The following is a 14,932-nucleotide window of genomic DNA, read 5'->3' as shown; positions in this document are numbered from 1 at the left end:
TCCTGTTAGTTAGTCTGTGCTTTTAAGGCATTTAATTCATCAAGTTCTTCTTGACAGCGTGCTTCCACATCGTCTAATTCATCCAATAACGATTGGATATCTTGTAACTGTTGATGTAAGACTTCTCTTTTTTGCTGGGTAAGTTCGAGCATCTTACTAAGTTGTTTAGTGGAATTGTGATCTTGGTCATACATGGCGAATAAGGTTTTAATTTCAGCCAAAGAAAAACCTAGACGTTTGCCCCTTAGTATTAATTTTAGGCGCACTCTATCTTTGGCATAATAAATACGTTGTTGGCCAGACCGCGCAGGGTGCAATAAACCTTGTTCTTCATAAAAGCGAATGGTGCGATGGGTCACTAAAAACTCTTTGGCTAAAGTACTAATACTAATGGTGGCATTTTTATCATCAATGTGAATAGCGCCATTGGATTGTATTGAATGTTGCATACGGGAACAGTCCTTATAATTTCATAACAAATAATTTACATCAGCTTTACGTTAACGTAAAGTAAAAATACGTAAACGTATAAATTCTGTCGATAGCAAATTTTTCCATTGGAGTGTCGCCATGCAACCTGACCGTAATTCAAAAGAAAATACACAAGTTAATCCGCAAGAAGATATTTTGATTGTGAGAGCCAAAAGGACACCTATAGGCTCATTTCTTGGAGACCTTGCATCGTTACCAGCTACTACATTGGGGGCTTATGCTGTCAAAGCGGTCACTTCAGGTATTGCTGCAAAAACGGTTGATGAAGTCATTATGGGCTGTGTACTATCAGCAGGACTGTCACAGGCACCAGCTAGACAAGTGGCGCTTGGCGCAAATCTGCCTTATGCGACGGGTGCACAAACCATAAATAAAGTATGTGGTTCAGGCTTAAAAGCCGTAATGACTGCATATGATACGATTAAAGCAGGTTCTGCCAAATGTATTGTCGCCGGTGGCATGGAATCTATGAGTCAAGCCCCATTTTTATTGCCCAAAGGTCGTACAGGGCAAAAATTAGGTCATATGGCCATGCTTGACCATATGCTGTGTGATGGATTAGAAAATGCTTATGATGGAAAGGCGATGGGGGTGTTTGCCCAACAATCTGCTGAGGCCCTCAAATTCAGTCGTACCGATATGGATGCATTTGCTCTTACCTCTCTAAACCGTGCTCAAACGGCACAAGCAAATGACTATTTTGCGAATGAAATAACTCCAATACCTGTATTAGTCAATGGTAAAGAGATGTTAATAACGGCAGATCAAAATCCCAAATACGCTAAACCAGAAAAAATACCACACCTAAAACCTGCATTTTCCAGTGATGGCACTATCACTGCGGCGAATGCATCTTCCATTTCGGATGGTGCTGCCGCTGTTTTAGTGATGTCAGAAAAAGCAGCAGCTGAACATGCAGTAACTGCCTTAGCTAAGATTGTCGGTCATGCAACTTATGGCTTGGCACCCGCTGAATTTACGATTGCTCCCATTGGTGCCATCGAAAAATTATTGCAGCAATTACAATGGTCAGTGGATGATGTGGATTTATGGGAAATCAATGAAGCTTTTGCCATGGTGACAATGGCAACGCAAAATGCGTTAAACATCCCTAGTGAAAAAGTGAATATATCGGGAGGCGCGTGTGCATTAGGGCATCCTATTGGGGCATCTGGCACGCGTATTTTGGTCACCTTGATACATAATTTACGCCGGACTAAAGCCCAGCGAGGGGTTGCCAGCTTGTGTATTGGAGGGGGAGAAGCTGTGGCCTTAGCAGTAGAAATCATTTAAGAGAACCCTAAGCCAGTCGATATAAATTGGCAATGAGATATTTTCAACGTAAGATAAGTCTTTCTTTAATCTCGTACAAATTTAAATGGAGCTAAATTTGTCTGATTCGACAACCATTGATAAACAAATAGCTTTGCTGGAACGGCGACTGGCGCGTGAAAAAAGCGCACGCTTACAAGCCGAAGAGTTGCTTGTCGAAAAATCACGTGAAATTTATCATTCCAATATAAAGCTTAAAGAAACCCTAGCCGAGTCAGAACGAAAACGTGATGAGTTAGCGTTTTTATTAAATTCGAGCTCTTCCATTTCCATCTCTGAAAACACCGAAAATTTGCTCTCGCACGTGACCGAACTCAGTGCAAATTTTCTTCATGCAGAGTTTGCGGTAGCATCCGTTCAACTCAATACAGCAATGCAATTTGATGTACACACTCCGGTATATAGCAGTCATAAAAAATGGCATTCGCAAAAACACATCATCCAAGCAATCAATACTGTCTTAGCCGAACATCATTTTAATAATGATTGGCAAGTAGTACCTTTTAATGTTGCTCAGTCAGGCTTGTTAGATGTGGAACTCGTGATCCGAAAAAAAGTGTTAGACAACGAAAGTTGCTTACTGTCTTGTTTTATTTTGAGCAATAAAAACTATTCGGACGATACATTTAATGCGTTGACTATCATTCAACGTCAGTTACGTACTTTATTGATAGCACGTAAGACGGGTCAGAATATGAATGCTGAGCAATTTGACGTTTCAGGCATCCAAGAACAATTAGACAAAGCGAAAAAAATGCTAATGCAATCTGAAAAAATGACGCTGTTAGGGCAACTTTCAGCGGGTATTGCACATGAAATTAATAATCCAGTAGGATTTGTTCGTTCCAATATGGAAGTACTCGCTGATTACATCCAAGATATCAATCATTTCATAGTGGCTCAGACTCAGATTGTTAAAAATCCAGATTTAATGCGTGAAATAGAGAATATTAAACAGCAATACGATATTGACTTCATTCTCGATGATATTTCTGACATTGTCTCTTCTAATTTGGATGGCGTAGATCGGATCTCGGAAATTGTCCAAGGTCTAAAAACATTTTCACACCAAGGAGATAAACAGTTCTCCAAAGTGGATCTAAGCGAAGTAATTGCAGGCGCATTACTGGTCGCCAAAAACGAATTGAAATATAAACATACGATAGTTAATGACACTGAAAATATGGACTTGCTCATCATGGGCAAATTAGGGCAGTTACAACAAGTCTTTATTAACTTATTTGTCAATGCTGCCCAAGCTATGCCAGATGGTGGTGAGATCCGTATAAAAGCCACGACCAAAGATGACTCAGTTTGTATTACAGTATCGGATACTGGGTGTGGTATGAGTGAATCCACCAAGCAGCAATTATTTACACCGTTTTACACGACCAAGCCAGTTGGTGAGGGGACTGGATTAGGTTTATCTATTTCTATTGGTATTATTGAAGCCCACTCAGGCAGTATAGATGTCCGTTCCGAGATAAATAAAGGGACTACGTTTACGCTATCCTTTCCCATCTACGTCAAATAAGTCATGTTAGGCAAACAAAGCACATTGCTCATGTAAAAAACGTGCTACTTCTTGAACGGTTGTATTGTCATTTTGCCATTGCGCAAGATGTGAATCCTGATAAGTATGATAACCCGATAGTAAACAATACCAGCTGATACTGGGGTAATATGCCGCCAAGCCCTGTTCTTGTAACAGTTGTTGTAGGTCACCATTACTCGCCCAGCACGCCATTATTTTATTTAATGATGGGGTAGGTTTCACGGTACTCCGACAATCCTCCCAATAACGTGAATCTGTTCGCTGGTTTAACACATAGTGACCCGTTATGTAATCTTTTACTCCCAAAAACCGTTGCTTTATCACCTCGTTAAATTGGTTTTGATGCCGCGTTGTAAAATTTCCCGCAGTAAAGGCCCCGATAAATTGGGTGACAGTCTCTTGTACTAGATGTAATGCTGTCGCTTCTAAAGGCTCAATAAAGCCTTGAGCTAAACCCACGCCAACACAATTACCAGACCAATGTTGGGCCACTTGACCAACCCGCATTTTAATGCGGCGAAAAGAGGCCGTATTAGGGTCTAGTCCCAAATGCTCACAAAATTCCGTTTCAGCCTCAGCAAAACTTTTGTAGTGACTGGAAAATACATAACCGTTACCAATTCGACTTTGTAAAGGGATCCGCCAAGCCCAGCCAGCTGATAACGCTGTGGCTTCGGTTTGTCCAAGCTCCTGGCCCTGACAAGGTGTTGGAGTTGCAATTGCACTATCGTTGTATAAGTGATCGGCAAATGATTCAAAAGGTACGTGCAAAGTTTTTTGTAATAAAATACTGTTAAACCCTGAACAGTCAAAAAACCAATCTGCTGTGATTGTGGTGTTATCGGTGGTGGTTAACGATAGAATATTGCCGTGTTCAGCCTGCGCAGATGCGATGGTGGCACTCATTGTTTCGATACCTTGGTCTTCACCATGGCGTTTGAGATATGCCCCGAGTTTATAAGAGTCAAAATGATAGCCGTAGCTAACAGCAGGAAGCGCAGTAGAAGGATTTTTGAGTTTTGGGGTTTTATTCGCTGTCGCAAGGTAGGTTGCTAAAAAATAACGATCAGGGTGTGGTGCAGCTGGTTGACCGGAACGCAAGTAATGTGTCGCACCTAAAAATGCTTTAGCGCTGTGCCCATCGGTACTAGCAGGAAAGGGATGAAAGTAAGTATTAGGGGCCTCTTTATGTTCTGTCCAAGCATTAAATCGGATCCCGTATTTGTACGTCGCATCACACTGAGGCATCCACTGTTGCTCGGTTATCCCTAAAAGATCAAAAAACACTTTTAATTGGGGAGTGGAACCTTCACCAACACCAATAATACCAATTTCTGGAGATTCAATAACAAGTACTTTAAAACCATGTTTAGCTAGTTGTAAATGGAGTAAGTTCGCTGTCATCCAACCCGCAGTGCCGCCGCCTAAAATGACAATAGTCTGTTGTTTGCTCATTTACGCTACCTAATGTGTTTGGCGTTATTAACCTGATAATACTGTGTTATTGGCATAGTTCCAACAAACTCACAGGGGTGAATACGTATGCATATATTTGTTCCGGTTACTAAACCTGTTTACTATATAAAAAAAACTATAAAGGAGGCATTAACCAATGTCTACACAAACATCTGCAAGCGATCCCATTGCGGTCAATAACTCAAAGGTTGTGGTACAACCGACTTTATCATTTTGGCAAGTGTGGAATGTGAGTTTTGGTTTTCTTGGCGTGCAGTTTGGCTTTGCCTTACAAAATGCAAATGTGAGTCGCATATTATCGGATTTAGGTGCAGATCTTCACTCTTTATCATTATTTTGGTTAGTCGCACCTATTATGGGGTTATTAGTACAACCGTTAGTAGGCTCAGCTTCAGATCGTACCTGGAACCGAATAGGTAGACGTAAACCGTTCATTTTGTTTGGTGCATTGGCTGCTGGAATCGGCATGTTACTTATGCCAAATGCTCCTTTGTTCGTGGCATTTATGGCACCAATGTTATTTGGTGCATTAATGCTTGCACTGATGGATGCCTCGTTTAATGTATGCTTTCAACCCTTCCGCTCACTGGTATCCGATATGGTACCACCCAAACAACGTAATATTGGCTACTCCATCCAGTCATTGTTGATCAACATTGGGGCTATAGTGGGCTCTATTTTACCATTTTTACTCACTAATATTATTGGTTTAGAGAATACAGCTAAACAAGGAGAGGTGGCTCCATCGGTCATTTGGGCTTTTTATATAGGAGCAACTGTTTTATTGGGTAGCGTACTGTGGACCGTATTCCGAACCAAAGAATATGCGCCAGATAAATACTATGCGTACAAGGGGATTGATGCACAAGCTGTAGCTGCTGAACAAGCCGAATCCAAAAAGCTTACCCAACGTTTGCAAGGGTTTTGGCAGTTAATGTTAACAATGCCAAAAACGATGAAACAACTCGCTGTCGTACAATTTTTTTCATGGTTTGCATTATTTATTATGTGGGTTTATACCATGCCGGCTATCACGCAAAATACATGGGGTTTGGATGCGCAGTGGTTTGATCCTGATTACCTGAATAGTTTAGCTGTCATTCCCCCTCATATTATTGAAGCAAAAGGTGCTGCAGGAGATTGGGTTGGGATCCTATTTGCTGCTTACTCTGTTTTTGCTGCATTATTTTCCATTGTATTAGCCAAAATTGCAGACAAATTAGGACGCAAATTAATATATGCATCAGCACTTTTACTCGGCGGTTTGTCATATGCGAGTTTTAGTTTATTCACTGACACCACGCCAACTTCGGTAAATCTGCTTATTACTGAAGTTGTTGTACCTGCAGGTGCAGTCGGTTTATTTATTCCAATGATTGGAGTGGGAGTCGCTTGGGCTGCAATTTTAGCTATGCCCTATGCTATGCTTGCAGGGTCATTACCAGCTGAAAAAACCGGTGTGTACATGGGGATCTTTAATTTTACGATCGCCGCTCCTCAGATTGTTTCAGGGCTATTTTCTGGCTGGATCTTGGCGAGTGTATTTGCTAATGAAGCGATCAATATTATTATCCTTGCCGGAGTAGCTATGATCTTTGGCGCCATTTCCGTCTATTTTGTTGATGATAAAAATACTCAATAATCGTAGATTTAACTTTTAATTTAAAGGACGACTAAATGCCACAATTCAACCCAAAAAATATATTCAAGCCATCTAAAGCGGCATTTTCTCTAAAATTTGCTATGAGCATTGGATTATTACAACTTACTGGTTGCGCTGCGACAACAGCCACTGGTGAGCAACCCGATGTTTATGCTCCTGAATATTTTTATGGTACCAAGGAAGCATTTGCCAAAGAAGCGATTTATTTCATCATGACAGACCGGTTTGTTGATGGTGATCCCAGTAATAATTACCCTGATCAAGGGGGGGATTATCCAACATTTAATATTCGCCTAGAAGGCCCCGACGGCAAACATGCTAATGTCGGTTATATGGGAGGTGATTTCCAGGGTATTATCAACAATATAGATTACCTCAAAGAATTGGGTATGACATCAGTATGGCTTACTCCCGTGGTCGATAATCCTGACCAAGCTTTTGCTGGAGGCGAAGAAATTTATTACGGGGGAGCTTTTAAGGACGGCAATAAAACCGGGTATCACGGTTATTGGGCGAGTAACTTTTACAAAGAAGATGAGCATTTAGTATCTAACAACTTAAATTATAAAAATTTGACAGCTAGCCTTTCTGATAATGGCATCAAAGTGATTTTAGATGTTGTGGCTAATCATGGCTCGCCATCATTCTCTATGCCCATTGACCAACCTAAATTTGGTGAAATATACGATGCCCAAGGTAATCTCGTTGCTGATCACCAAAATTTAGCGCCAGAGGCACTTGATCCTAATAACTCGTTGCATGACTTTTTTCGAAAAACTCCGGATATTATGCAACTGTCGAACCTAGATGACACTGCTCCAGAGGTGATTGATTATTTAGTTGATTCTTATCTACATTGGATAGAGCAGGGCGCAGCTGCTTTTCGTATCGACACGATAAAGCACGTTCCGCACCGTTTTTGGAAAATCATGGCGGATAGGATCCGAGCTGAGCATCCAGATTTTTTTATGTTTGCTGAAAGCTACGATTACAATGCCAATTTTATAGCGCAACATACACTCCCCAAAAATGGTCAGATTTCTGTTCTCGATTTTCCTGGACAAAAAGCCCTTACAACTGTGTTTGAAAACCCAGAAAGTGACTTTGCAGAATTAGCGGATTATCTCCATTTGACCCACGGTCCATACCATAATGTATATGATTTAACGACTTTTTATGATAATCATGATATGCGTCGTATGAATGCTAATGATGCCGGTTTTATCAATGCACACAACTGGTTATTTACTACCAGAGGTATTCCAGTGATTTATCAAGGTTCAGAATTTGCTTATATGAAAGGCACTGCTGAGCACGAGGGAAATCGTAACTATATCGGCCAAGAACGTCTTGACCAAGGGCGTGAACATATTATTTTTAAGCATTTAGCGCAGATTGCTCAAGTGAGAAAAGTCACTCCAGCATTGCAATCGGGTTTACAAGTGAATCAGAAGCTAGCAGGGGACCAAGCGGTATTTTTCCGAGTGTTACAAACTGCACAAACGCAACAAATTGCCTTGGTTTTATTAAACAAAGCGGATGTGCCACATGATTTCTCAATTGCGGAGATGTTACAACCTGGTCTATGGCAGGAGCAACTTTCCGGCACAACTAAAAGCATTGCAGACACTTTAGATACAACTGTCTCTGCCAATGGTGTACAAGTTTGGGTATTAAATGAAGTAGTAGCCAATCCAGCATTGTTAGATGCACTTCGTCACGCTATGGCATATAAATAAAACCGGTTAAAAGTAGTTAAATACGCAGCTGTTTAACTACTTTTTCGAATGACTAATTCTGTGGGTAAAAGCATATCTGAGGCGGTTTCCCCTTCAATAAGTCGCAATAATTTATCGACTAACACTTTTCCTGCTTTTTGAGTATCTTGTTTGACTGTCGTTAATGGCGGATTCGTGAATTCACTGACCGGGATATTATCAAAACCCACAACTGCAATATCATTTGGGCAGATAAGCCCCTTGGCTTGCATTGCTCGTTGTACTCCGATGGCAATCAAATCACTGGCACATACAATAGCATCGGGAAGTGTACCTTCTTCAAGCAGCATTTCTGTAGCTTCTTCACCCGCCTCTAAGGTAAAAATTGCGTCGAATTGGCCGATAAATTGATCGATAAGATTATGCTGAATAAGAGCATTTTCCATACCTTGAAAACGAGCCATGAACTCAGGAGCACCAGAATCAGCAACACCGATAAACGCAAAACGTTTGCGGCCACGTTTGATCAAATGTTCGGTTACCAGATAACCACCTTGGTAATTGTGGCAGCCTACCGAGATCCCCGGGTGATTTGGATCATGTGCGCCCCAACGCACAAAATGTGTTTCTTGTTTTTCGAGTTGTTCAAGTTTTGACTGATAGTCTAAATAATCACCGTAGCCCAATAAAATAATACCATCAGCCTTGTTTGAATCTTCGTATTCAGCATGCCAGTCATCTTGTAAGTTTTGAAACGATACCAATAGGTCGTAACCTGCAGTGGAACAAGCTTTTGTGATTGAACCCAGCATAGAAATAAAAAATGGATTAATTTGAGAATCATCTGAAGAAGGATCTTCAAACAACAGCAATGCAATGGTTTTGGAGCGCTGAGTTCTTAAACTACTGGCGTTTTTATCAACTTTATAATTTAACTCGTTGGCAATCCGTTGGACCTTTTCACGTGTTTCCGCGTTTACCAATGGGGAATTGCTTAATGCGCGGGATACCGTTGACTGAGAAACCCCTGCCATGTGAGCTATATCAAAAGAGGTGGGTTTACTTTTCATTAGCACAGCCTATCTAATTATTATGCGTTGACTATACAAGGTTTATGCATAAACACAATAAATTATGCAAAGCGTGTAAGTACTATATACCACAGAAGATATAGTGGTATAATTAAACAAACAAAATTGCCTAAAAAAACAAGGAATTCTATATGAGTGATGATTTAGCACCGCGCCCAAGTAACTTTATCCGTCAAATTATTGATAAAGATCTGGCTCAAGGTGTTCATCAATCAGTCCAAACGCGTTTCCCACCAGAACCTAATGGATATCTGCATATTGGTCATGCAAAATCGATATGTCTAAATTTTGGTATTGCTAAGGATTATTCTGGCCAATGTAACCTGCGTTTTGATGATACGAATCCAGAAAAAGAAGATATTGATTACGTAAATTCTATTATGGAAGATGTGTCATGGTTAGGATTTTCTTGGGATGGTGATGTTCGTTATTCATCTAATTATTTTGACGCATTATATGATTTTGCCCATGAATTAATCAGTAAAGGCTTGGCTTATGTGGATTTTTCTAGTCAAGAAACTATGCGTGAATTGCGCGGAACTTTGACGCAACCTGGTCAAAACTCACCTTATCGCGATACCAGTATTGCTGAAAATACCGAGTTATTTAACAAAATGAAAGCAGGTGAGTTTGACGAAGGTGAATGTTGTTTGCGTGCCAAAATTGATATGGCATCCCCTTTCATGTGTATGCGAGATCCCGTTTTATATCGCGTAAAATTTGCCCATCATCACCAAACAGGTGACGCATGGTGTATTTATCCAATGTACGATTTTACGCACTGTATTTCTGATGCTTTAGAAGGGATTACACATTCTTTGTGTACGCTTGAGTTTCAGGATAATCGTCGTTTATACGACTGGGTGATTGAGAATATCAGCATTGAAACTACTCCTAGGCAATATGAATTTTCACGTTTAAACCTAGAATATACGGTGTTATCGAAGCGTAAATTGATTGATTTAGTGGAACAAAAACATGTTGCGGGTTGGGATGACCCGCGTATGCCAACGATTGCTGGATTGCGCCGCCGCGGTTACACACCTGCAGCGATTCGCGAGTTTTGTCTGCGCATCGGTGTCACTAAAATGGATAATTTGGTAGAAATGGGGATGCTAGAGGCGTGTATTCGTGATGATCTAAATGTCAACGCGCCACGAGCTATGGCGGTATTAGATCCGATAAAGTTAGTGATCGAAAATTTCCCTGAGGGTGAAACACAAATATTACAAGCTCCGAATCATCCTTCAGATGAAAGTATGGGAACACGTGAGATCCCATTTACTCGTGAAATATATATCGAAGCAGAAGATTTTCGTGAAAGCGCGAATAAAAAGTTTAAACGTTTAGTGATAGATAAAGAAGTCCGTTTACGTAATGCTTTTTACGTCAAAGCGAATTCAGTAGATAAAGATGCTGATGGTAATATCACGACGGTTTATTGTACTTACGATCCAGATACCTTGGGGCAAGATCCTGCGGATGGTCGCAAGGCCAAAGGCGTTATTCACTGGGTCAGTGCTGAACATGCAGTACCAGCTCAAATTTGTTTATATGATCGTTTATTCACAGTACCTAATCCTGCTGCTCAAGATGATTATCTTAGTACGCTAAACCCAGAATCCTGTGTAGTTAAAAAGGGGGTGGTTGAACCATCTTTGGGCGATGCACAAGTCGGTGTCGGTATACAGTTTGAAAGAACAGGATATTTTACACGCGATAAAGATACCTCAGTACTGAGATTTAATCGTACTGTTGGGTTACGCGATACTTGGGAAAACAAGGCCTAGATAGTTCGAAATTATTTAGACCTAGATAACGGGTACTCAGCATGGAAGTTCGCTTGGCAATGAGCGTTCTTCCATTTTTTTAAGCGGTTACGGTTTTTGCTAAGGCCTTTTACTTAGACTGACAATCAATGCTTTGTCCATTCACTGTTTTGGATGCATCGGCCATTAAGTAAATATAATATGGCATGATCTCAATCGCTGGTGTGACATTTGCCGATTTTTCGGCAGGAAATGCTTTGGCTCGCATATCGGTCTGAGTCGCCCCAGGGTTGATGCAATTAACCCGTATCGTACTATTTTTATACTCATCAGCCAGAACCTGCATCATACCTTCTGTAGCAAATTTAGAAATACTATACGTTCCCCAATACGCTCTACCAGTTCTACCCACACTAGATGTTGTAAAAATCAAGGACGCAGAGGGCGCCTTTTGTAACACAGGTAATAAAGCTTGAGTCATATGGAATTGACTATTTAGATTCACTTGCATGACTTCATTAAACTCATCTACTTCTATTTGTGTAAAAGGGCATAAGTTACCTAAAACACCTGCGTTGAACAGTACGCCGTCAAGCTGACCATATTGGTCAATTAACATTGCCGCCATATCTTGATAATTTTTAGGGGTAGCACCTTGCATATCCAATGGAATAATCCCTGGTTCCAGTCCCCCTTGGGCAACAATTTCATCGTAGGTTTCTTCCAAATATTGCACCGTTTTACCCAGAAGAATTAATTCTGCGCCTTGGGCAGCGTAAGAAAGAGCGGCTTGCTTACCAATACCACGACCGGCACCTGTAATCAGTATTTTTTTGCCTGTCAAACATAGAGAAGATAAAGTAGGGAGTTCTAAAGCCACAATTGTTCCGTTGAAATTAAATATACAATGTGCACATTATAAAAATGAAACGCGTTAACGACTAGCTTTATTTTGGAAAATCAAGTCTTTGTCAGTGAATCAGTAAAAAGATGTTACATATCGTTAACAAACCTTTGCAAATTTACTTTAAAGGCAATAGACTTGAGCTAAGGCTAACTGGTCTAAACACTTTTGCGTAATTGCAAGTGTGCCAAAAAATAACAACAAAACGACTCTTAGGGAGATACAATGAAAAAACTGTTTATCAGTTCCAGTATTGCGACAGCTCTTGCACTTGCTGGTTGCGGCGGTGGTGAAACAATTTCAGATTTACAAGCTGAGACACCACAAGTATCGCCAGCATCCAGAGTTCTTTTCGACCCTGCTAATGGGAATCTAAATATTCCTAATGATTTATTAATGTTACCGGGCGATGACGGTTTTTTTGATTATACATTGAACATACCCGTTGCTGATCCAAGTGACTTTTCGGATCCGCAAAATGCATTAAATGTCTTAGACGGTTGGTCAACCAATCAACCATTCGTGATTGAGGTTATTACTCCACCTGGAGTTGGATTAGATGCAGCGACATTATCTTCAGGTGTGCATTTATTTGAAGCCACTTTGGGCTTAGATCAGTCTGATCCAGTCTGTGCAGCTATTCCAATACCTTCTGCTGGTTGTAAAATTGGTGACAAATTACAATTCGGTGTGGATTATGTAGTCCAGTTATTAGACTCTGACACTATATCCTTTATTCCGTTGCGTCCACTTAAACCAGCGCAAGGTCATATGTTAGTCATTACAGAAGACTTGATGGATACTGCTGGTAATCCCGTACAAGGTTCTACTACATGGAATCTAGTACGCCAAAATATCGCAACGGCTCCATTAGCATCTGAGTCACAATTAAGTCTCCAAGGCCTAGTTAATACCTATATTGATTCACTTGCTACCGCAGGTCTTGCACGTGATGAGATTTCTTATGCGGCAGCCTTTACTACGCAATCTACGTCAAACGTCTTAGATACGATTAAGAAAGTGATGGTTGGTGAGTTTGCTGCGCGTGCTGCAGCTGGCGACCCTACTGCAGGAACGGCACTTCCTGCGATTGTAGCTACCGATGTGCCAGTTGCACCTAATGCAATGGAAGCCCTCGGTTTAGTGAGTGATGAAGCCGTAGCGGGTGCTGTAGCACAGGGTATAGCAGGTTTACCTGAGGCAGTTGCTCCATTGGTGCCATTTATTCAAGCCACTGATTTCAGTGCGATGAAAACGTGTGCTGGATTATTAACTTCTGCCGCAGGTGGCTTTGGCAGCCAAGTGCCTGAAATTAATGAATTTGCAGCTGGTCTTGCGACAGGTATTCTAGGGCAGGGAGCCGGTCCTTTCTGCGCAGCTAAACGCGCCCAAGCCTCGATTAGTTTACCGCATTATTTAGCTATACCTCGTGCGAATAATCCGTTGGCGCCTGTGACAGAATTTATGACAGCTGCTTGTGATAGTGGCATTGTCTTAGCAGGGTTTGCAGGTCTTCCTGCAGAAGTTCAAGCTACTTACTCACCAGGTCCCAATGATGCTTCTTGTCAGGCGGTTGGTTTACGCGACCTAAGAAACGATGCAGGCACGCTAGATCGTGACCGTAACTTGACTAAGTTTAGTCCTGTACCACAGCCTAAAGGTGGTGATAACGGTAATATGACATTAGATGTCCAAATCACTGTCCCAGATCCTGTAGCCGCAGGTGCACTTGGTTTTACTATTGCTGAACCAGATGCAGGTTGGCCGGTAGCAATTCTTTATCATGGTATTACCCGTCAAAAAGAAGATATGTTAGCAATTACTGGTACTTTATCACTTGCCGGTATTGCAACAATTGCTATTGACCATCCATTACACGGTTCTCGTGGTTACGATTTAGATGGCGATAATGTCGATGATCTTAATGCAACGACAGTTTCTGCAACGCATTATATGAATTTACAAACATTGCCAACGGCCAAAGCTAACCTTACTCAGTCGGTTTCTGACTTGTTAGGTTTACGTCTTGGCTTGAACGCTGTGGTAGATACAACTGCCTCTAGTATGGTGAATTTAGATGCCACCAACGTTTCTATTATGGGCGTATCCTTAGGTGGTATTACGGGTGGTAATTTTGCCGCTGTTGCCAATACGTCAATGGGTGGTGATTTAGCTGCACTTGATGGTATGTTTGCAGTCAATGCTGCAGCTTTAGAATCACCAGGAGCTGGAACAGCAGCATTTTTGTTAGAGTCAGCTAGCTTTGGTCCTTTAATTAAGTCTTTATTACTGGAACAGGCTAGCCCAGAGTTTGCGAATTTAGTGGCTACGACATATCCAGATGGTGCGACTGAAGATCAGAAAAGTGCCTTGGTTGCTCCTTTCTTTGCTCAATTATCTGATGCTCAGGTAGCTGCGATTAATGGTGTTTTCAGTCAGTTTTCTTTTGCTGCTCAGACCTCGTTAGACGCTGCGGATCCAATCAGTTATGTAGCTACCTTAGGTGCCAATACACCGACACTAGTGCAAACTGTAGTAGGTAATGGTGCTGAGAACTTACCAGATCAGGTTATTCCAGTGTCAACAGCGTTCCCATTAGCTGGTCAGGATGCATATGTAGAACAAGCTGGATTAGTGCAAGCTTCTTCTACCATTGCTCCACAAGCAGATGCAATTAAAGCATACGTATTATTTAATGAAGGTGCTCATGGTTCTTCATTAAGCCCAGCCTCTAGTGCTGCAACGACAGCTGAGATGCAGATGCAAATTGCTGCATTTTTAGCATCCAAAGGTAGAACATTACCCATCACAAATACGAGTATTATTGTGAACTAAACGCCAAAGTTTTCATAGCTTAGCGGTAAAGCCCCTAAGTAAAGTGCCCCTAATCATTGGACACTTTATTTAGGGGCTTTTTTTTGGTTTGTGTTTA

At 41.3% G+C, this 14,932-nt stretch carries 10 protein-coding genes; 6 read left to right on the top strand and 4 right to left on the bottom strand.

All coding sequences use genetic code 11. From position 1 onward, the window contains the following. Positions 1–5 precede the first annotated feature (5 nt). Positions 6–449 carry a MerR family transcriptional regulator gene (locus NLF92_RS01375; protein WP_254098087.1) on the bottom strand — a complete coding sequence of 148 codons (444 nt, stop codon included), beginning with the start codon at positions 447–449 and terminating at the stop codon, positions 6–8. Positions 450–570: 121 nt separating this feature from the next. On the opposite strand from NLF92_RS01375, the gene NLF92_RS01370 reads away from it, so the two are divergent. Further along, the gene (locus NLF92_RS01370) at positions 571–1,785 is read left to right on the top strand and encodes a thiolase family protein (protein ID WP_254098085.1); all 1,215 of its coding nucleotides are present in this window, start codon (positions 571–573) and stop codon (positions 1,783–1,785) included. 97 nt (positions 1,786–1,882) lie between these two features. Beyond that, entirely contained in the window at positions 1,883–3,358 is a 1,476-nt protein-coding gene (locus NLF92_RS01365; protein WP_254098083.1) for a sensor histidine kinase, read from the top strand. A 6-nt stretch (positions 3,359–3,364) separates the two neighbouring features. On the opposite strand, the gene NLF92_RS01360 is transcribed toward NLF92_RS01365, so the two are convergent. Then, entirely contained in the window at positions 3,365–4,834 is a 1,470-nt protein-coding gene (locus tag NLF92_RS01360; protein WP_254098081.1) for a tryptophan halogenase family protein, read from the bottom strand. Positions 4,835–4,991: 157 nt separating this feature from the next. Between NLF92_RS01360 and NLF92_RS01355 the strand changes: the two genes are divergently transcribed. Both NLF92_RS01355 and NLF92_RS01350 read left to right on the top strand, forming a co-directional pair. Then, positions 4,992–6,497 carry an MFS transporter gene (locus NLF92_RS01355; protein ID WP_254098079.1) on the top strand — a complete coding sequence of 502 codons (1,506 nt, stop codon included), beginning with the start codon at positions 4,992–4,994 and terminating at the stop codon, positions 6,495–6,497. A gap of 101 nt (positions 6,498–6,598) precedes the next feature. After that, the gene (locus NLF92_RS01350; protein ID WP_432420199.1) at positions 6,599–8,257 is read left to right on the top strand and encodes an alpha-amylase family glycosyl hydrolase; all 1,659 of its coding nucleotides are present in this window, start codon (positions 6,599–6,601) and stop codon (positions 8,255–8,257) included. Between the two features lie 32 nt (positions 8,258–8,289). Here NLF92_RS01350 and NLF92_RS01345 read toward each other — a convergent pair whose 3' ends face one another. Beyond that, positions 8,290–9,306 carry a LacI family DNA-binding transcriptional regulator gene (locus tag NLF92_RS01345; RefSeq protein ID WP_254098075.1) on the bottom strand — a complete coding sequence of 339 codons (1,017 nt, stop codon included), beginning with the start codon at positions 9,304–9,306 and terminating at the stop codon, positions 8,290–8,292. A gap of 152 nt (positions 9,307–9,458) precedes the next feature. Between NLF92_RS01345 and glnS the strand changes: the two genes are divergently transcribed. Next, entirely contained in the window at positions 9,459–11,117 is a 1,659-nt protein-coding gene (gene glnS, locus NLF92_RS01340; protein WP_254098073.1) for a glutamine--tRNA ligase, read from the top strand. A 109-nt stretch (positions 11,118–11,226) separates the two neighbouring features. On the opposite strand, the gene NLF92_RS01335 is transcribed toward glnS, so the two are convergent. Continuing rightward, complete coding sequence (locus tag NLF92_RS01335; RefSeq protein WP_254098071.1) at positions 11,227–11,976, bottom strand: YciK family oxidoreductase; 750 nt, start codon at positions 11,974–11,976, stop codon at positions 11,227–11,229. Between the two features lie 249 nt (positions 11,977–12,225). On the opposite strand from NLF92_RS01335, the gene NLF92_RS01330 reads away from it, so the two are divergent. Then, positions 12,226–14,835: a VolA/Pla-1 family phospholipase gene (locus NLF92_RS01330; protein WP_254098069.1), complete on the top strand. Its 2,610-nt coding sequence runs from the start codon at positions 12,226–12,228 to the stop codon at positions 14,833–14,835. The last annotated feature ends 97 nt before the right edge of the window (positions 14,836–14,932 follow it).

The sequence above is a fragment of the Opacimonas viscosa genome (assembly GCF_024199005.1).
GTDB classification, from domain to species: Bacteria; Pseudomonadota; Gammaproteobacteria; order Enterobacterales; family Alteromonadaceae; genus Opacimonas; species Opacimonas viscosa.
Note: the sequence above shows the minus strand (reverse complement) of the source record. Positions and strands in the feature narration are given on the sequence as shown.

Excerpts from the sequence above, each read along its gene's own strand:
- NLF92_RS01370 (WP_254098085.1), top strand. The coding sequence starts at position 571 with ATGCAACCTGACCGTAATTCAAAAGAAAATACACAAGTTAATCCGCAA.
- NLF92_RS01375 (WP_254098087.1), bottom strand. The coding sequence starts at position 449 with ATGCAACATTCAATACAATCCAATGGCGCTATTCACATTGATGATAAA.
- NLF92_RS01350 (WP_432420199.1), top strand. The coding sequence starts at position 6,599 with ATGAGCATTGGATTATTACAACTTACTGGTTGCGCTGCGACAACAGCC.
- glnS (WP_254098073.1), top strand. The coding sequence starts at position 9,459 with ATGAGTGATGATTTAGCACCGCGCCCAAGTAACTTTATCCGTCAAATT.
- NLF92_RS01355 (WP_254098079.1), top strand. The coding sequence starts at position 4,992 with ATGTCTACACAAACATCTGCAAGCGATCCCATTGCGGTCAATAACTCA.
- NLF92_RS01360 (WP_254098081.1), bottom strand. The coding sequence starts at position 4,834 with ATGAGCAAACAACAGACTATTGTCATTTTAGGCGGCGGCACTGCGGGT.
- NLF92_RS01345 (WP_254098075.1), bottom strand. The coding sequence starts at position 9,306 with ATGAAAAGTAAACCCACCTCTTTTGATATAGCTCACATGGCAGGGGTT.
- NLF92_RS01330 (WP_254098069.1), top strand. The coding sequence starts at position 12,226 with ATGAAAAAACTGTTTATCAGTTCCAGTATTGCGACAGCTCTTGCACTT.